Origin of the sequence: Pseudoalteromonas sp. MB47 (assembly GCF_011319765.1) — a bacterium.
In the GTDB taxonomy this organism is placed as follows: Bacteria; Pseudomonadota; Gammaproteobacteria; order Enterobacterales; family Alteromonadaceae; genus Pseudoalteromonas; species Pseudoalteromonas simplex.
In genome coordinates, this window is sequence record NZ_VFBD01000022.1 from 75,261 (window position 1) to 92,406 (window position 17,146).

General features: G+C 41.4%; 16 protein-coding genes. 9 read left to right on the forward strand and 7 right to left on the reverse strand.

Annotated features, from left to right (window positions below):
- Nucleotides 1-148: 148 nt before the first annotated feature.
- The 4 genes from prfC (at nucleotide 149) to IMPJCBKJ_RS12980 (ending at nucleotide 5,420) form a co-directional block, all read left to right on the forward strand.
- Nucleotides 149-1,732 carry a peptide chain release factor 3 gene (gene prfC / locus IMPJCBKJ_RS12965; protein ID WP_054551232.1) on the forward strand — a complete coding sequence of 528 codons (1,584 nt, stop codon included), beginning with the start codon at nucleotides 149-151 and terminating at the stop codon, nucleotides 1,730-1,732.
- 61 nt (nucleotides 1,733-1,793) lie between these two features.
- Entirely contained in the window at nucleotides 1,794-3,536 is a 1,743-nt protein-coding gene (gene argS / locus IMPJCBKJ_RS12970) for an arginine--tRNA ligase (RefSeq protein WP_138599630.1), read from the forward strand.
- Nucleotides 3,537-4,007: 471 nt separating this feature from the next.
- Nucleotides 4,008-4,646, forward strand: coding sequence for a pyridoxamine 5'-phosphate oxidase (pdxH, locus tag IMPJCBKJ_RS12975; protein WP_055020972.1), 639 nt, complete (start codon nucleotides 4,008-4,010; stop codon nucleotides 4,644-4,646).
- A complete protein-coding gene (locus tag IMPJCBKJ_RS12980; protein WP_054551235.1) occupies nucleotides 4,647-5,420 on the forward strand; it encodes a TatD family hydrolase in 774 nt (257 codons plus the stop codon). It abuts the gene before it with no gap.
- Here IMPJCBKJ_RS12980 and IMPJCBKJ_RS12985 read toward each other — a convergent pair.
- Nucleotides 5,387-6,007 carry an AhpA/YtjB family protein gene (locus IMPJCBKJ_RS12985; protein ID WP_054551236.1) on the reverse strand — a complete coding sequence of 207 codons (621 nt, stop codon included), beginning with the start codon at nucleotides 6,005-6,007 and terminating at the stop codon, nucleotides 5,387-5,389. The two genes, IMPJCBKJ_RS12980 and IMPJCBKJ_RS12985, sit on opposite strands and share 34 nt — an antisense overlap.
- 125 nt (nucleotides 6,008-6,132) lie before the next feature.
- Here IMPJCBKJ_RS12985 and serB point away from each other — a divergent pair, with 125 nt between their 5' ends.
- Nucleotides 6,133-7,152: a phosphoserine phosphatase SerB gene (gene serB, locus IMPJCBKJ_RS12990; RefSeq protein WP_166340640.1), complete on the forward strand. Its 1,020-nt coding sequence runs from the start codon at nucleotides 6,133-6,135 to the stop codon at nucleotides 7,150-7,152.
- Here the strand turns inward: serB and IMPJCBKJ_RS12995 are convergent.
- Nucleotides 7,135-9,615: a PilZ domain-containing protein gene (locus IMPJCBKJ_RS12995; protein WP_166340641.1), complete on the reverse strand. Its 2,481-nt coding sequence runs from the start codon at nucleotides 9,613-9,615 to the stop codon at nucleotides 7,135-7,137. The two genes, serB and IMPJCBKJ_RS12995, sit on opposite strands and share 18 nt — an antisense overlap.
- A 326-nt stretch (nucleotides 9,616-9,941) precedes the next feature.
- Here IMPJCBKJ_RS12995 and radA point away from each other — a divergent pair, with 326 nt between their 5' ends.
- Nucleotides 9,942-11,327: a DNA repair protein RadA gene (radA, locus tag IMPJCBKJ_RS13000; RefSeq protein WP_054551239.1), complete on the forward strand. Its 1,386-nt coding sequence runs from the start codon at nucleotides 9,942-9,944 to the stop codon at nucleotides 11,325-11,327.
- 41 nt (nucleotides 11,328-11,368) lie between these two features.
- Nucleotides 11,369-12,301: a hypothetical protein gene (locus IMPJCBKJ_RS13005; protein WP_138619821.1), complete on the forward strand. Its 933-nt coding sequence runs from the start codon at nucleotides 11,369-11,371 to the stop codon at nucleotides 12,299-12,301.
- 21 nt (nucleotides 12,302-12,322) lie between these two features.
- On the opposite strand, the gene IMPJCBKJ_RS13010 is transcribed toward IMPJCBKJ_RS13005, so the two are convergent.
- Both IMPJCBKJ_RS13010 and srmB read right to left on the reverse strand, forming a co-directional pair.
- On the reverse strand, nucleotides 12,323-12,661 hold the full coding sequence (locus tag IMPJCBKJ_RS13010; protein WP_054551241.1) for a BON domain-containing protein: 339 nt from the start codon (nucleotides 12,659-12,661) through the stop codon (nucleotides 12,323-12,325).
- Nucleotides 12,662-12,882: 221 nt separating this feature from the next.
- Complete coding sequence (gene srmB / locus IMPJCBKJ_RS13015; RefSeq protein WP_055198154.1) at nucleotides 12,883-14,115, reverse strand: ATP-dependent RNA helicase SrmB; 1,233 nt, start codon at nucleotides 14,113-14,115, stop codon at nucleotides 12,883-12,885.
- A gap of 76 nt (nucleotides 14,116-14,191) precedes the next feature.
- Between srmB and IMPJCBKJ_RS13020 the strand changes: the two genes are divergently transcribed.
- On the forward strand, nucleotides 14,192-14,890 hold the full coding sequence (locus IMPJCBKJ_RS13020; protein ID WP_166340642.1) for a methyltransferase: 699 nt from the start codon (nucleotides 14,192-14,194) through the stop codon (nucleotides 14,888-14,890).
- A 3-nt stretch (nucleotides 14,891-14,893) separates the two neighbouring features.
- Here the strand turns inward: IMPJCBKJ_RS13020 and IMPJCBKJ_RS13025 are convergent, their stop codons facing one another.
- Together IMPJCBKJ_RS13025 and IMPJCBKJ_RS13030 are read right to left on the reverse strand one after the other, a co-directional pair.
- Entirely contained in the window at nucleotides 14,894-15,577 is a 684-nt protein-coding gene (locus IMPJCBKJ_RS13025) for a hypothetical protein (RefSeq protein WP_138619819.1), read from the reverse strand.
- Nucleotides 15,578-15,634: 57 nt separating this feature from the next.
- Nucleotides 15,635-16,069 (reverse strand): hypothetical protein, encoded by a 435-nt coding sequence (locus IMPJCBKJ_RS13030; protein ID WP_138619818.1) that lies wholly within the window; start codon nucleotides 16,067-16,069, stop codon nucleotides 15,635-15,637.
- A 104-nt stretch (nucleotides 16,070-16,173) separates the two neighbouring features.
- Between IMPJCBKJ_RS13030 and IMPJCBKJ_RS13035 the strand changes: the two genes are divergently transcribed.
- Nucleotides 16,174-16,602: a DUF2147 domain-containing protein gene (locus IMPJCBKJ_RS13035; RefSeq protein WP_166340643.1), complete on the forward strand. Its 429-nt coding sequence runs from the start codon at nucleotides 16,174-16,176 to the stop codon at nucleotides 16,600-16,602.
- 38 nt (nucleotides 16,603-16,640) lie between these two features.
- Here the strand turns inward: IMPJCBKJ_RS13035 and IMPJCBKJ_RS13040 are convergent.
- On the reverse strand, nucleotides 16,641-17,146 hold a 506-nt coding region (locus IMPJCBKJ_RS13040), incomplete at its 5' end, for a transposase (protein WP_166340644.1).

Consider the following 17,146-nt stretch of genomic DNA (forward strand, 5'->3'; position numbering starts at 1 on the left):
GGGAGTAATTACTCGCAATCGCTGCTTTTTTGGCTAAGACAAACAAGGTATAATGCTCGGCAATTCTATTTTATTTTTACAGTGCGCACCGAGCTTTATAATTTATAAGGCAGTTAAGTGCGCTTTGTTATGACTAAAAGCAGCTTACATGTCTAATTTAACTACCGAAATTAATAAACGACGCACCTTTGCGATCATCTCGCACCCGGATGCGGGTAAAACCACGATTACAGAAAAAGTTCTGTTATTCGGACAAGCGATTCAAAAAGCGGGTACCGTAAAGGGTCGTGGCTCAAACCAGCACGCAAAATCAGACTGGATGGAAATGGAAAAAGAACGTGGTATCTCGGTAACTACGTCTGTTATGCAATTTCCTTACAATGAGCGTCTAGTTAACTTACTTGATACTCCGGGACACGAAGACTTCTCTGAAGATACTTATCGTACACTGACTGCGGTTGACTCATGCCTAATGGTCATCGACGCAGCGAAAGGTGTTGAGGATCGTACTCGTAAATTAATGGAAGTAACACGCTTACGTACCACACCTATCGTAACTTTCATGAATAAGTGTGACCGTGATATTCGTGATCCAATGGAGTTATTAGACGAAGTTGAAACTGAGCTAAACATTGCCTGTGCGCCGGTAACTTGGCCGATTGGTTGTGGTAAAGAGTTTAAAGGTGTGTATCACATCCACCGTGAAGAAACGATTTTGTATAGCACAGGTCAAGGCCACACAATTCAAGAAGTTCGCGTTATCAAAGGTTTAGATAACCCTGAGCTTGATACTGCGATTGGTAGCGAACTTGCTGAGCAGCTTCGTGAAGAGCTAGAGTTAGTAATTGGTGCATCACACGAGTTTGATTTAGATCTGTTCTTAGCGGGCGAACTATCACCAGTCTACTTTGGTACAGCACTTGGTAACTTTGGTGTTGACCATGTTCTTGATGGCTTAACTGAGTGGGCTCCTGCGCCATTACCACGCGAAACAGAAGACCGCCAAGTTGCTGCAACAGAAGATAACTTCTCTGGCTTCGTATTTAAAATCCAAGCGAACATGGACCCTAAACACCGTGACCGTATCGCCTTTATGCGTATTGTATCTGGCAAATATAGCCAAGGTATGAAGATGAACCATGTGCGTATTGGTAAGCAAGTGAGTATTTCTGATGCGGTAACCTTTATGGCTGGTGATCGTGAGCGAGCGCAAGATGCTTACGCAGGTGACATCATTGGTTTACATAACCACGGTACAATTCAAATTGGTGATACCTTCACGCAAGGTGAAAAAATGAAGTTTGGTGGTATTCCTAACTTCGCGCCAGAATTATTCCGTCGTATTCGCTTAAAAGATCCATTAAAACAAAAGCAATTGTTAAAAGGCTTAGTTCAGTTATCTGAAGAAGGTGCTGTGCAAGTATTTAGACCGCTTATCAATAACGACCTAATCGTTGGTGCGGTCGGTGTACTACAGTTTGATGTGGTTGTTGCGCGCTTAAAAGCAGAATACAACGTTGATGCGATTTACGAAGGTGTGAGTGTTAACACTGCACGTTGGGTAAGCTCAGACGATACCAAAAAGCTTGAAGAGTTTAAGCGTAAGTGCGAAAGCAACTTAGCGCTTGATGGTGGCGATAACCTTACTTATATCGCGCCAAGCCGTGTAAACCTAAACTTGTCGATGGAACGCTATCCAGACATCAAGTTTAACCACACGCGCGAAAACTAATACGCTAAGTCTGCTTCCAATTTAAGTGCCCGTACAGCGGGCCATAAAGGTAAAAATTACAATGAATATTCGTACTCTTTTAATCGACAAAGCAATTGCTGCTATGGTTGCAGCAGGGTTACCTGAAGACACTAATCCAGCGGTAACACAAAGCACACGTCCACAGTTTGGTGATTACCAAATCAATGGCGCAATGGGCGCGGCTAAAAAATTAAAATCAAACCCGCGTGAACTTGCGCAAAAAATTATTGATAACCTAGACCTTGCAGATATCGCAGAAAAAACAGAAATCGCGGGCCCTGGTTTTATCAACATTCACTTAAAGCCTGAGTTTTTATCAGCTAGCTTAAAAGCAGCAAACGAAGACGAAAAGCTAGCAGTTGCGCCACATGCAACAGCACAAAAAGTAGTTGTTGATTACTCATCACCTAACCTTGCTAAAGAAATGCACGTAGGTCATTTACGTTCAACCATCATTGGTGATGCGGTTGTTCGTGCCCTTGAGTTCCGTGGTGATGAAGTTGTTCGTCAAAACCACATGGGTGACTGGGGTACTCAGTTTGGTATGTTAATCGCGCACTTAGAAGATCAAATCAACCAAGGTGTAGACTTAGAGTCTGTAGCGCTGGCCGATCTTGAAACCTTCTACCGTGATGCGAAAAAACGCTTTGATGATGAAGAAGGGTTTGCCGATAAAGCCCGTAATTACGTGGTTAAATTACAAAGTGGTGACGCACACTGTGAAAAACTGTGGAAGTTATTCATCGCCACTTCTGTAAAGCACTCTGAAGAAGTTTATAAGCGTCTAAACGTAACACTTACGCAAGATGACATCATGGCTGAAAGTGCTTACAACAGTGAACTTGCAAACATCATCGCACTATTGAAAGACAAAAATATTGCCGTTGAGTCTGATGGCGCACAAGTCGTGTTCTTAGATGAGCTTGCTAACAAAGACGGCGAGCCTTCAGTGTTTATCGTACAGAAATCAGGTGGTGGTTTCTTATATGCGACAACTGACTTAGCTGCTTGTGATTACCGCTCAAATAAACTGGGTGCTGATCGCATCTTAATCTTTGTAGATGCACGTCAAAGCTTACACTTCAATCAAGTTGAGCTAACCGCACGTAAAGCAGGTTTATTACGTGATGAAACAAGTTATGAGTTCTGCCCATTCGGCACCATGATGGGTGAAGACGGTAAGCCATTCAAAACACGTACTGGCGGTACCGTTAAGCTTGCTGATTTACTTGAAGAGTCAATCACTCGTGCAGCCGCTAAACTAGCTGAGCGTGAGTCAGACTTAAGCGACGAAGAGCGTAGCGAAATTGCCCGTAAAGTAGGTATTGGCGCAGTAAAATATGCGGATCTTTCTAAGCACCGTACTAGCGACTATATCTTCAACTGGGACACAATGCTGAGCTTTGAAGGTGCTACAGCGCCTTACTTACAATATGCATATACACGTGTTCGCAGTATCTTCCGTAAATCAGGTATTGATGCGGCGTCATTAACAGCAGACGTTGCAATCAACGAGCCGCAAGAAAAAGCGCTGGCACTTAAACTTCTTCAGCTAGAAGAAGTACTCGATCTAATGATCAGCGAAGCGACACCGCACGTATTATGTGGATACCTATACGAACTAGCAAGCCTATACATGACGTTCTACGAAGCATGCCCAGTTCTAAAAGAAGGCGTAGAGCCAAGTGTTCGTGACAGCCGTTTAGTACTTTGTAATTTGGTTGCGAAGACACTGAAATCAGGATTGGATCTTTTAGGTATCGAAGTCATGGAGCAAATGTAATCTGCTTCGTGTAGTTCGCTTTGACTGCGTTGTCGTGCTTTTTTAACCGAAGTCACATACAAAACACGTATGCTCCTTGGTATAAAAAAGCACTTCGCCTTGTCAGCACTCCTACACTTGCAGAACGTTTAAGAGCTCGTAGGGATAAGTCGGTTTTCCGCCTTGTCTTAGGCTAAACTACCTAGGTGAATTCTGCTTCGTAGGTTGGGTAGAGCGTAGCGAAACCCAACATAAATCGCAGGCCCTAGACTCTAGGCGCTAGGGGAGTAGCTTGTAGAACCTAGCTTCGTAGGTTGGGTAGAGCGTAGCGAAACCCAACAAATTGACAGCTCAATAACCTTGATTAATCTTTAGCTGATAGCTGATAGCTGATAGCTGATAGCTGATAGCTGATAGCTGATAGCTGATAGCTGATAGCTGATAGCTGATAGCTGATAGCTGATAGCTGATAGTAGCGATAGAGGGAATTTTATGAAACTTGAAGATATTCGCCGTGAATATTTACAGGATGGTTTATCTGAAGACATGCTTGATGCGTCTCCAATCAAGCAGTTTGAAAAATGGCTTGAGCAAGCTGTTGCCACTAATTTGCCTGATCCTACGGCGATGGTCGTCGCAACGGTTGATGAGCATGGTCAGCCTTCGCAGCGTATTGTGCTGTTAAAGCATCTTGATGAAAATGGCTTTGTGTTTTTTACTAATACCGGCTCGCGCAAAGCGCAGGAGCTAAAAGGTAATAACAAAATTTCTCTGCATTTCCCATGGCACCACATGGAGCGACAAGTCATAGTCTACGGCGAGGCTAAACCCTTACCAACAACTGCTGTGGCTAAGTACTTTTTATCGCGTCCTAAAGAAAGCCAGTTAGCTGCATGGGCTTCTCAGCAAAGTCGTCCAGTGTCATCACGTAAGGTATTAATGGAAACATTTGCGAAAATGAAGCAAAAGTTTTCTGAGGGTGAAATTCCATTGCCTGATTTTTGGGGAGGCTATTGTGTTGAGCCTACTAAAATTGAATTTTGGCAAGGCGGAGCACACCGCTTACATGACCGCTTTATGTATCAACGCCAAGCCGATGGTAGTTGGCAGTTTGGTCGCTTAAATCCGTAAATGCGTTTTATCGATTCCCACTGTCACCTTGATTTTAGCGAATTTGATGAGACTCGCACAGAGCTCATCACAGCATGTAAGCAAGTAGGGATCGAGCATTTCATTGTGCCGGGTGTGAGCTTGGCACAATCGACAAAACTATTATCGTTTACTAAATCAGAGCCAAGTATTTCAGTGGCTTTAGGTTTACATCCTTATTTTTTATCTGATCACCAAACTCATCATCTCGCTGAACTAGAGCAATTAGCGAAAACCCATTCAGGGCAGTTTATTGCCATCGGTGAGTGCGGCCTTGATCGAAGCATCGATAACCTCGATAAACAAACACAGTTTTTTGAAGGACAGATAGAGCTTGCCAACCAACTCGCTTTACCACTTATTGTGCATCATAGGCAAAGTCATGATTTAATTGCTCGCTCATTTAAGCGCTGCAAACCAAAGTTTGGCGGGGTAATTCATGCCTTTTCTGGCTCAGAACAACAAGCTCAGAGTTATATAAAACAAGGATTTAAACTTGGTGTTGGTGGTGTGATAAGTTACCCTCGTGCTGCTAAAACTCGTAAAGTTATCAGCTTAATTGAGCTGCAGCATTTAGTGCTTGAAACCGACTCGCCATCAATGCCGCTGGCAGGTTTTCAAGGGCAGGTTAATACGCCGCTAAAGGTGCGCGATGTATTTACTCATTTATGTGAGCTTAAAGGCGCGACAGGCGATGCAAAGCTGCAACTGGCTGCAGAACTCTACGATTCTTGCTCTGAACTTTTCTTGATATAACGATTTATTTGCCAAAGCTTCAAGCCTCGACCCAATTGCCAAGTGAATATACAGGTGATCACCAACATTAATAACACTTGTCGCCCTAAGTCATGGAAATTACTGTGGCTGGTTGCAATAGAAGCCTGTGTTAAATAGGTTATCGATACAAAACCAATAGGCCTTTCATTATCACTTATCACAGGCTCTACAAATGGGGTTTTAAGCTTACTTATACCGGGGGTTGAATCGGGTAATAAACCAAAGGTGTGGTGGCTTTGCCAATTATCACTGGCAGCAATTTGAATACCTTGCTGATCGTAAATCGTTGCCGCTAACACATACTCATCTTCAGCAATGTGATTACACAACGCATTTAATTCAGGTTTATTTTTTTCTTGTAGCGGCGTTTTGGCATTCAGTGCCATAAACTTGGTTAAGCTTATCGCTGTGCTATCAGCGCTATCATAAAGTAATTGGTGGCTTTGAAAGCTACTATTCATGGCAACCCAACTTAACAGCACAAAACAGGCTGTAGCCAAGCTTAAGCGCACAACACGTTGGCGATAAGTGGCTGAAAAGGGAATTTTAAGTTGGTTATTTTTCATAGTCACCGTATACGTTACTGACAGCATTTAATTTTGATGGTACAACATGATAACTTTAACAGCCCCTTGAGTGCGAGTGCCAAAAGCACTTCCAAGGACAGACATAAGTCTAATGTGGAGCCACTATGTCACAGCTTAGCTTAGCTGCTACACCTTCAGCAAATTTAGCTGAACAAATCAGCCTAAATTGCTGGTATAAAATTGAAAATAAACACCTTATTACAACAGACTTTACGCCAAAAGCAAATCAAGGCGTGTTCAGTATTGCTTTTGGTAATGAGCTTAATGCTGAGCAATTACTCGCGATTAGTGATTTTTTAGCCGTGCAAGGGTTTAGTAATTTATCGCTTTGTTGTTATCAGCCAGTCGCAGACATGCCAGTAGCGTGGGGCTTTCATAGCGAAACAACAACAGTACTTAGTCCACTAGTATTAGTGGAATTTGCAAAGCAATTGGGTATTCAATTGGTGCAATTAACGGATCCGCCAACGGTAAATGAACCAGGCTTATTGCTGATGGATATGGACTCAACAGCTATTACTATTGAATGTATCGACGAAATTGCGCGCCTAGCCGATGTTTATGACGAAGTTGCAGCGGTGACCGCGCAAGCTATGGCTGGTCAACTAGATTTTGCACAAAGCTTAAAGCAGCGTGTTGCTAAGCTTGAAGGTATTGATGGTGACTTAATTGATGGCTTAAAAGCGCGTTTACCGCTGATGCCGGGGGTGAGTGAATTATGCCAATACCTAAAAGCGCATAATTGGCATTTAGCAATCGCATCAGGTGGCTTTGTGCCTTTTGCAGAGCAAGTGCAGTCACTGCTTGATTTAGATGAAGTGCATGCCAATACCCTTGAGTTCAAAGATAATCGTTTAACAGGCAAGGTCATAGGCACGATAGTTGATGCTGAGGAAAAAGCCCGTGTACTTAAACGAATCGAACAGAGGCTTAACTTAAATAACCGCCAAACTGTTGCCATGGGTGATGGAGCAAACGACTTAAAAATGATGGCTGCTGCAGGGCTTGGTGTTGCTGTGCACGGTAAACAGAAAGTAGTTGAGCAAGCACAAACAGCAATTAATGAAGGCTCATTACTACAAGTTGCCTACTTGCTTGGCCTACCATTAGATTACTCGCTTTAACCATGTTGCTTTGCGTTTACTCATTTCATTGATCAACCTTTGCTCAATATCAAAATGGGTAAGCGCTTCGTCGGTAATATCAATTATATCGCCTACGCCAGCTACTGCCCATAGCGCTTCTTCAAGATCTTTTGCTTTATGTAATGCGTACTGACTAATATATTTCAATTCATTCGCCAAATAATCAATATCAGGCCGCCCTGTGCGAGAAATGTACAGCCTGAAAATATATACTAAATCGCTTTTTAGTGCTTTTTTTACAAACAAGGTTTGTGGTTTATAGTCATCTTCACTAATACAACGACTAGTAATGGCATCGCTTATAACAGTTTTACGTGGGTCAAAGCGAACAAATAAAGTGAATGGTAACGGTGGGTCTTGGCGACTACGGTCTTTGATCAGCGGTGTGATCACTTCTGTAATTTGATCTGTCGATAAGAAACCATCGATACTAGTTGTTTCATTTAACAATCCAAAATTTTGTAATAAAACATGCAGTGGGCTTGGGTATAAGCCTTGGCCAATAGCGCCGGTTTTAAAATGCGCTGCTTCTTTATGTAAATAAAACGGAAACTGGCATACGCTTTTAGTCACCATATTTCTTAGTGCAGTAGATAGCCCTGGAATTTTAGGGGATTCTTCACAAACACGTAGCTTGTCTTTGTTGTTATCAATTAATACCGTGAAAAACTTAATTGCCATATGCGGTAAGTCAGTAAGTCGATGCACTTTTAAATTCACGGTCGTCAGTGACTTACTCACCGCCATGACTTCATAAGCAAGGTTTGTTAAATCATGCTTTTTGGTGATTTTTTGCAATTCAGGCAAGTTTAATTTAATGATATCGCCTTTTTTGAACTCAACAGGCTGGTCGAACTCAATTTGTAAGCCCATCACAGATAAGTCACGGGTATGGCCTGTAACAGTTTGCTCATGGTGTTCTACACTTACAGCTGTTTTGTATAAATAGCGTTTATGAGCACGAAGGTTCACATACTCAAGCGCCACAGGCTCTAAATGAGGGGGCGTTTTATGCTTACTGTGACCAAACTGTTTAAGTTGGTTTACCGCATCTTTATTGTAATCAAGCTGTTGGTACGTTTGTTGTTCAAACTTAGTACCGATTGAGGTCAAAATAAGTAGATATTTAACATCTTTGATCAACCCTTGCACACGAGGTGTCGGTGGCTTATTTAGTTTTTCGATGTTTTTACCAGCACTGCTTGGTAGCGACAGTGGAATATACGAATCTTCCGGATGGCTTGGCATCAACTGAAGCTTAAAGCATTGCCAGCTATCTTTCTGGCTACCAAATCCTAAAAATAAATTTTTTAAGTTTGGTTGGCTATCAAGCTCAGATCGAGTTGCAGAATAATAATAAATTTTCCCGGCAACGGTATGAGTAAAAGTATATAAATACTCTTCTTTAACAGCTTCTGGAGAGCTTAGTAAGTCTCCCAATCGTTGTTGATTGATGATGCTGTACAGGCAAGACAACTTACGCTCATCACAAAAATAGCGTTGAATAAAAATATTATTTTCTGTGGTTAGCGCAAGGCTAGGATATAGCTTATCACCCTGTAGGCTTAAAAAGGTATAAAGTGAGGTAACACGAGGGATATAGTATTGCTCGTAGCCTTTTGAAACAACAGCATCTAAGGTGTTGTCGAGATTAACCTTATAGCGACGTTTATTGCCATGGATAAAGCTTTCTAGAAACTCATCAAATTTTTCGTTATTTTCAATAAAGGTACGCTTTAGGCGTATATGGTTATATTCACGAGAAACTTTCTCTACCGCTACGATTTCATATTGAATACCGTTTTTTAAACCAAGCTCAAAATCTTGCTCTAAGCCAACTAAGCGAAGACCTATTAACTGACCTTTTTTAACTTGATAACGTGGAGCTAGTTTTATTTTAGCGCCGCTCAGAGAAATATCAGACGTTGATGCTGCAACTTTGTTGTCTTTATCGAGTTCAACGGTGATTTTAATTGAGTAATTCATCCGCTCTTCGCGGCGACTCTCGTATGATGCAAACTTAATAACCTTAGCTGGCTGCTCTGTAGCGGCACTATCGTCAGCTAAAGCTTGCTCAGCGGCTTTTTTCTGCATTACCCGGTGATTGTTTTCGGTGTTCATTACCGCTTCGTAAACAGCAAGAGTATAACCACCGTGGCGTTTTATAGCATCTTCGAACACTTCAATGGCGGTATCGTCCATAAAGTGTTGTTTGCCATCATATTCGTAGGGTTTGACTTGACCAGTTACTTGACCACGTAAATCAATAAAGCGAGCTACTGGCTGAGATAAGCGTGACATTTCCATTTTAATCAAAAACTGCTCTGGCTTCGTTAAGCTAGCTGTCTTTGATTTAAATAGTTTGTCAAACTTAGGAGTGCCTAAATGCGCCTTTAGCTCTTCAACTAGGCTCTCATATTTAAGCAAAATGTCTTCAGCCATTTATAAAACCATCACCGTCTATCTAAAAAAGTAGGTATACTTGCAGGCAGTAAATTATTAAAACTTGAGTAATCGCTACTTTTTTATTGTATTAGTTATTGTTATAAGTACCTGCCAAATAAATGGCAAGAATTGTAAAGTTTTATTTATAAGCAAAAAATGTGCCTTAAAGCACTTTTTATTGCGCTTATAGCTGTGTAAAAAAGCCGAACAGATTTAAGTTCAAAGGCTTCAGCTCATAAAACTACTATACATGAAATATTTAGCTAGTCAGTTTTTTAAGTTACTAATTAGTCAAAATAGAATAATTCAATAGGTAAGGCCGAATGGCAAAATCAGCAAAAATCGAATTTGTTTGCACTGAGTGCGGCATGAACTATCAGCGCTGGCAAGGGCAGTGTAAGTGCGGTGCATGGAATACACTTGCAGAATTTAAACCATCGGCAGGGCAATCAAAGCAAGCGGCAAGTCGTGCTGCAGTGGCAGGCTATGCCGGTATCGCAAGCGGTGGCTCAAAGAAAATCAACGAAGTTGCAACCACCGAGGCAGAAAAACGCCTTACCGAAATCGGTGAGTTAGACAGAGTATTAAGCGGTGGTGTAACGACAGGTTCCGTCAACATTATCTCAGGCGACCCTGGTGCCGGTAAAACGACTTTGTTGTCTGATTTAGTTGCACGTATGTCAAAGCTGATGCCGTCTTTATACTGTACAGCGGAAGAGTCTTTATCTCAGTTTAAAAACCGAGTGAATCGCTTGCGCTTAGATTATAACGAAGATGAGCTTTATTTGCTTTCTGAAACCAGTGTTGAAGCAATCATTGAAGAACTCGATAAAAACAAAATTAAATTTGCAGTTATCGATTCAATTCAGGCAGTGGTGACAGAAACGGCAAATGGTAGTCCAGGTTCACCTTCACAGGTAAAAAGTGCAGCTCAAGCATTAACGCAATACTGTAAGCAAAACGATGTAACTATGTTCATCATTGCCCATGTAAACAAAAATAACGAAATTGCTGGGCCGCAAACACTGGTACATATAGTTGATGCCTTACTGCATATTGATACTAACGATGGGCAAGTCAGAACATTGCGTGCCAATAAAAACCGTTTTGGTGATATCGACACAGTGGGTATTTTCAGAATGTGTGAACGCGGAATGCTGAGCGTTGATAACCCGAGCGAAATCTTTTTATCTGGTTCAAGCACAGAATCCCCAGGCTCAGCCATTACCTGTATACGTAAAGGTAACCGTAACTTACTACTCGAAATTCAATGTTTAACTACAGAAACCGAAGCTGAGTTTCCACAGCGGGTATGTGTTGGTTTGAACATGAATCGTATTAAGATGCTCACGGGAATTTTACGTAAACACACAAAGACAAAAATCTTTCACGACACCTTTTTTAATATTGTCGGTGGCTTAAAAATCGATGAGTCAGAGACTTGTATCGATTTAGCATTGGTTGCAGCGTTATTAAGCAGCTTGAACGAATTTGTTGTACCACGCACCACCTGTATTATGGGCGAACTTAGTTTAAATGGTGATGTAAGACCAATCGACAGCGGCGTACCTCGAGTGAAGGAGGCTGCGCAACACGGCTTTACAGAGATTTTTATTCCGCATCGCAATTACCATAAATCAATGGAAGGGCTTGGCGCTAAGATCACGCCAGTGAAAACCGTGCATGAACTATTGTCGTTAATCAACTAATGATACACTGCTAAAAATTTACACCAATTAAAGGAAATAAAATGAAAAAGTTAATTATAGCAGCGGTTGTTGCTGCGGCTGTTGGCGGTGCGTTTTACGCAAACTACGCAGCTACACAGGAAGTAAAAAAGGTCGTTGATCAGCAAATAAGTGCATTATCAGCGCAAAGTGGTGTAGATATTACTTACAATGATATTTCAGCAAATGTATTTGCTAGCAGCATGCAGCTTTCAGGGATTAAGGTACAAAGCTATACTGGTGATGAGATGATTGCCACAATCGACAATATTGAAGTGACAGGATATGAAGTCGATGCAGTGCCGCCTCACACTGGTTTTGTAATGAAGAGCTTTCGTTTTAGTGATGACTTTTTAGCGCAACTTCCTGAAAATGCGAACAATAAGTTAGCATCTGCAAGCTATGACGTAAATTCATCGCTAGATTATGATAAAGACACTGGTAGCAGTGATTTTGCTTTAAACGTTATTGCAAACCAAGTTGCTGATGTGCGTTTTAACTTAGGCCTTGCCAACTCAACGCCATTAATGGAAGCATCAATGGCAATAAGTAAAATGCAAAATGAAGCGCAAGGTGCAGAGCTGACTTTAGAGCAACAACTGCAACAGCAATCAAAAATGATGGCTGCAATGACTCAACTTGAGCCACGTAGCATTAATATGTCGATCGCCGACGAAGGTGAGCTTAAAGCAGTTGTTGATAGTTTCTTAGAAGCACAAGGTATGAGCCACGAGCAGTTCCAACAGACTGTTGCCATGCAGTTACAACAGGCGCCAGTAAGTGAAGAGCTAGCAGCTGCTATCACAAACTTCGTAAGTGGATTGTCTGAATTGACTGTGTCAGCAAGCTTACCTGAAGGAAAAACCATGATGGAGATAAACCAACAGATTATGGCGTTAATGGGGCAGCCAGAAGAATTAGCTAGCTACATTAATTTACAAGCAAGCGGTAAATAAACCTCTGTTAAATTATTAACCTTAAAGTGTCGGGTTGTTTAATGCGTTCACTTTAAGGTTATTTCTGATCTGGGTTACACCATGACTGTGCTCCAAAAATTTCTGCGCTAAAGCACGTTGAAATCCTGTTTCTGCAATTCCTTTTAATTCAACAGTATTGCCATCGATAATCACCTGAAGATGCTTAATCTTAAAATTCGGATTATTTGTTAACTTTTTCAGGGCCATTTGTTGTAGGCGAGGTTGTGCCGATGTGCTGGTTGTTAGCACGCTAGTATTGGCACTCACATTCGTTGCGCAAGCAAGTAAAAAAATACAGCTTAATAAAGTAATTACTATGGTTAATTTGAAGCGGCTCATACAATTCCCTCGTTGTTCTAGTCTGCTGTGAACTATTGCTGAACCAGTAACAATTATTATTCCATTTTTTAAGTTTTTGAATTTAATTGATTTTCTATTTTTGCCGGTCTGTATGGGTAAGAAAGTGTGAACTAATTACACACTAAATAAGTAAAAAGGGTAGGGTACAAAAATGCCGAGGCAAGCTCGGCATTTTTACTTTTATGATGTTAAAGTTAAAACTACTTTTTCTTCTTCGTTTTAGCTTTGGCTTTTTTCTTTGCCTTCATTTTTACTGGATCTTTTTTCTTCTTAGATGGGATCTTCGCTTCTTTGTGCTGTGGCTCAAGCCCTTTAATTACGCGGCGTTTAAGCTTTTGCTCAATGTAGCGCTCAACTTTACCAACAATTGCCACATCATGAGCTTCAATAAATGATATCGCAATGCCTTTTTTACCAGCACGGCCAGTACGTCCTATACGGTGTACATATACGTCTGCGGTGCGTGGCATATCAAAGTTGATAACATGGCTGATATCAGCAACATCAATACCACGAGCAGCAACATCTGTTGCAACTAGGATATTGTTGCGGCCAGAGTGAAAGTTTTCCATCGCTTTCATGCGCTTATCTTGTGGCATTTCACCGCGTAACCAAGCAACACGAAGACCTTCGTTATTTAGCTCGCCAACCAGTGTCTCAAGGCGTTCACGAGTTTTAACAAACACAATTGCTTTATGAATGTCGTCACCATTTAACGTTTCAACCAACATTTTTAGCTTGTGGTCGTAGTCATCCGCAAGGTGAACCCATTGATGGATTTTGCCTTTTTCTTTACGTGAAGATTCGGCTTCAAGCAGTGCCGGATCGTTTAAGATTCGCTCTGCAAATAACTCAACGCTGTCACCTTCAAGGGTGGCTGAGAATAAGAAACATTGACGGCGGTTACGTGCTTCATCACAAATGCGTAGCATTTCTTTACGAAAACCCATGTCTAGCATGCGGTCAGCTTCATCAAGAATAAGCATTTCAACGTTTTCAGCATGGAAGTTCTCTGTTTCGAGGTACTCCATTAAACGCCCTGGTGTGGCAATGAGAATATCGTTATTGCTTTCGAAAATTTCTCTGTGTGTCCCGTAGTTTATACCACCTGTCACAACCCCAATTTTAAGATGAGTTTGTGCTGCGAGTAATTCACATTGCTCATGAATTTGGTAAGCAAGCTCACGGGTTGGTGTCATGATCAATACGCGTGCAAAGCCAGGATCGCGACGCGGGAAATCAAGCAAGTATTGAATTGCAGGGATCAAAAACGCGGCTGTTTTACCCGTACCAGTAGGGGCAGATGCCAAAATATCACGACCTTGAAGTGCTTCAGGGATCGCTTGTTGTTGAATACTGGTTGGCGTATCAAAACCCATTTTATTAATGGCATTTAACAGCTTGTTATCGATATCAAATTCAGAAAATTGCATAGAGTGACATAAATAGAGGACAATTGAGCCTAATTATACGCGTTAACGCGGCTGTGGTGAATGAAAAGGTGAAAAAATGTCAGGCTTTGTGTTTAAACAATTTACGGTAACGCAAACGCGCGCAGCGATGAAAGTATCGACCGATGGTATTTTGTTAGGGGCGTGGGCTGATGTGAGTGGTGCTAAGCACATTTTAGACATTGGTACAGGCACAGGGTTGTTGGCGTTAATGGCAAAACAAAGAATGCCTGATGCAAAAGTAAGTGCCATTGAAATTGATTCTGATGCCTGTAATGATGCTCGAGACAACTTTGCGGCTAGCCCTTGGCCTGATATAAACCTTTTCGAAGGAGCTGTGCAGTCATTTAGTGCAGCAGAGCCTTTTGATGCGATCATCACTAACCCACCTTATTTTAATGCGAGCCTAAAAGGTGATAATCATGCTCGAAATACTGCCCGCCATACTGATGGCCTTAGCTTCAGCGAATTAATAGCATCATGTTCTAGACTGAGTCACAGTAAAACACGCTTGAATGTGATCTTGCCTTGCGTAGAGGCACAACAATTCATTGCTGTTGCCGAGCAAGCTGGCTGGTACTTAAACCGCCATTGCTTGGTTCGCACCACCGACAAAAAGCAAGCGAGCAGAAGCCTGATGCTATTCAGCCAAAACAACGGTGAATGCGAAACAACGTCGTTAACCATACATGCAGCTGATGGCAGCTACAGCCAAGATTATAAGGAGCTATGTAAAGCTTTTTACCTAAAGATGTAATGGTTATTCAGCAATGCTCGCTTCAAGGCCATCTTCACTTAAGAGCAAGGTATATGACTGCCCATATGATGCGTCGCAGATTGAGACGGGTTCATAGACTCGCTTATCCTCATCGTTAATTCTTGATATTTTCAAGTCATCAGCGCAGTCATCAATGTGGTACCAGTAACTTAATTGATTCTGATATAAATTAACGAGTTGTTTTTCGACTTTTAAGCGAAGGTTTTCAGTTGCGAGAATACGAATCGCAAAAAAGTCATCTTTATTATCATTGGCTTTTTTGACGAGTGTTAAACGGAGCTTTTCTTCATTTTGCCAAGCCACAAAATGATAAGGTTGATCTTGAGCTACCTGATACATCTGTGTGGCTGAGTTACTTGTGTCGCTGTGATCGACTACATAAAAGGAAATACGACTGCGTTCATTGTGAGCATGTATTACATCAACGGGAGGTGATTGCGATGCAAGCGTATCAACATAGTATTCAGAGTCTTTAACTTCTTGAGCATCACCAAATAAATCAGTGTTCGCCATGTAATAATCCACTTCTAAATCAGTGGTATTTACGAGCGTGTAATTGTTCTCATACATTTCGTCGCCAAAGTTATGAGTTTCTTCAACTTCTAATTCATCACACCCTGCGAGCAAAATGCTTGCGGCAGCTATTATTGGTAGCGCACTTTTCATTGTTATTCCTTTTACAAATGAAGGAGCTGTTTAGCATACTTATAAGTTATTGTACCTTTATTGATTGTTAAATTGTACCGGTGGTTGTAATTGCATGACTTCATCAAGCTGAATTTGCTGAACATATTCAAGCTTTAATAGGGTATCTAATACAGCTTTACTGTGCGACTTTTCTATTTCGGCGCTGCAAAAATCAATAATGCTAAAGCGACGTTTGACCAGCAGACCTTCGATGTCAGGTAAAGGATGTGTGGTTTCAATTAGCACGCGGGTCGTAGGGCAGGGATCGGCATAGCCTGAGCGTAATAACTTTTTTAAATTAAACAAGTTATCATCGAGCCGACCCAGCTCAATGGCGGCTTTAGCGCTATCAGGAATAAATAATGGCTCAGCAAAGCGATTTATTTTTATTTCGCCCGTGGCGTTAATTGTAGCAACCTGATTACTGTCGTAACTGACAATATCACCGGTAATTAATGTGAATTGACTCATTGTGTTCCCTCGCAATGTTGTGTCGATTTCAGAGCTAAGCAAAATGGTGTGTTTGCTTAAGCCCTGATATAGTGCCAAAGTCTTAAGTTTTATACGAGTTTTTTATGTTCCGTTTATCAATTGTTTTATCTACCTTATTATTTTCTCAGTTGAGCTTTGCCGCATTGACGCCAATGGGTCTTTGGAAAACCATTGACGAAGAAACGAATGAAGCGAAATCTTTAGTACGTATTAGTGAGCAAGATGGTGTATTGGTTGGTAGTGTTGAAAAAATCCTTAACCCAGCCAAGCAAGATGCAATCTGCGAAGAGTGTAAAGGTGATAAGAAAAATCAGCCAATTTTAGGGTTACAAATTATAGAAGGTGCTAAAGATGCCGGTGATGGTAGCTGGCAAGAGGGGGAAATCCTAGACCCAAACAATGGTAAAACCTATACCCTTAAACTGACTCCAAAAGAACAAGGTAAGGTGCTTGAAGTACGCGGATATATTGCATTTTTCTATCGTAATCAATATTGGCAACGTGTTGAATAACCATTAAAAAAGCCAAGCAATGCTTTAATGCCTGTCAGTTAAGAGCTGACAGGCATTTTTTGGGGCTTTCGTTCAGGGTATCGACTGGGTCTCTTTTTCACACATCTTGGATAATGTCTTTCTCTTCGCTCTGGCAGTACAAAGGTTTCAGCCATTGCAATAAGTTTATTTATTACGCTCGGTACTTTTCCTGCTGAGGTGTGAGGCAACATCATTAACTCCTTGATGATATAGCCAGAAGCATTGCTGTAACTGAGTTGATAAGGCCATATCCCTTTCAGGCTGTAAGCCATCTTAGTCATCATATATCGTACTAAATTGTATGCGAGCAATACGCCCCATAACTCTTGTTTTACTAGCTCTGGGGTTTTGCTACGTAACGTTAATTCATTTTTGAGCAAGTACTGTTTCATTTCCCTGAACCCAAGTTCTATTTCCCAACGGTGACTGTATAGATCGACGATATCAGCACTTGGATATTTCATTGGGTCGGTCATAGACGTCAGTATCTGATGCTGTTTTCCATTGATGGTTTTCGTCAACA

Excerpts from the sequence above, each read along its gene's own strand:
- radA (WP_054551239.1), top strand. The coding sequence starts at position 9,942 with ATGGCAAAATCAGCAAAAATCGAATTTGTTTGCACTGAGTGCGGCATG.
- IMPJCBKJ_RS12995 (WP_166340641.1), bottom strand. The coding sequence starts at position 9,615 with ATGGCTGAAGACATTTTGCTTAAATATGAGAGCCTAGTTGAAGAGCTA.
- IMPJCBKJ_RS13030 (WP_138619818.1), bottom strand. The coding sequence starts at position 16,069 with ATGAGTCAATTCACATTAATTACCGGTGATATTGTCAGTTACGACAGT.
- IMPJCBKJ_RS13025 (WP_138619819.1), bottom strand. The coding sequence starts at position 15,577 with ATGAAAAGTGCGCTACCAATAATAGCTGCCGCAAGCATTTTGCTCGCA.
- IMPJCBKJ_RS13005 (WP_138619821.1), top strand. The coding sequence starts at position 11,369 with ATGAAAAAGTTAATTATAGCAGCGGTTGTTGCTGCGGCTGTTGGCGGT.
- pdxH (WP_055020972.1), top strand. The coding sequence starts at position 4,008 with ATGAAACTTGAAGATATTCGCCGTGAATATTTACAGGATGGTTTATCT.
- prfC (WP_054551232.1), top strand. The coding sequence starts at position 149 with ATGTCTAATTTAACTACCGAAATTAATAAACGACGCACCTTTGCGATC.
- srmB (WP_055198154.1), bottom strand. The coding sequence starts at position 14,115 with ATGCAATTTTCTGAATTTGATATCGATAACAAGCTGTTAAATGCCATT.
- serB (WP_166340640.1), top strand. The coding sequence starts at position 6,133 with ATGTCACAGCTTAGCTTAGCTGCTACACCTTCAGCAAATTTAGCTGAA.
- IMPJCBKJ_RS13020 (WP_166340642.1), top strand. The coding sequence starts at position 14,192 with ATGTCAGGCTTTGTGTTTAAACAATTTACGGTAACGCAAACGCGCGCA.
- argS (WP_138599630.1), top strand. The coding sequence starts at position 1,794 with ATGAATATTCGTACTCTTTTAATCGACAAAGCAATTGCTGCTATGGTT.
- IMPJCBKJ_RS13010 (WP_054551241.1), bottom strand. The coding sequence starts at position 12,661 with ATGAGCCGCTTCAAATTAACCATAGTAATTACTTTATTAAGCTGTATT.
- IMPJCBKJ_RS12980 (WP_054551235.1), top strand. The coding sequence starts at position 4,647 with ATGCGTTTTATCGATTCCCACTGTCACCTTGATTTTAGCGAATTTGAT.
- IMPJCBKJ_RS12985 (WP_054551236.1), bottom strand. The coding sequence starts at position 6,007 with ATGAAAAATAACCAACTTAAAATTCCCTTTTCAGCCACTTATCGCCAA.
- IMPJCBKJ_RS13035 (WP_166340643.1), top strand. The coding sequence starts at position 16,174 with ATGTTCCGTTTATCAATTGTTTTATCTACCTTATTATTTTCTCAGTTG.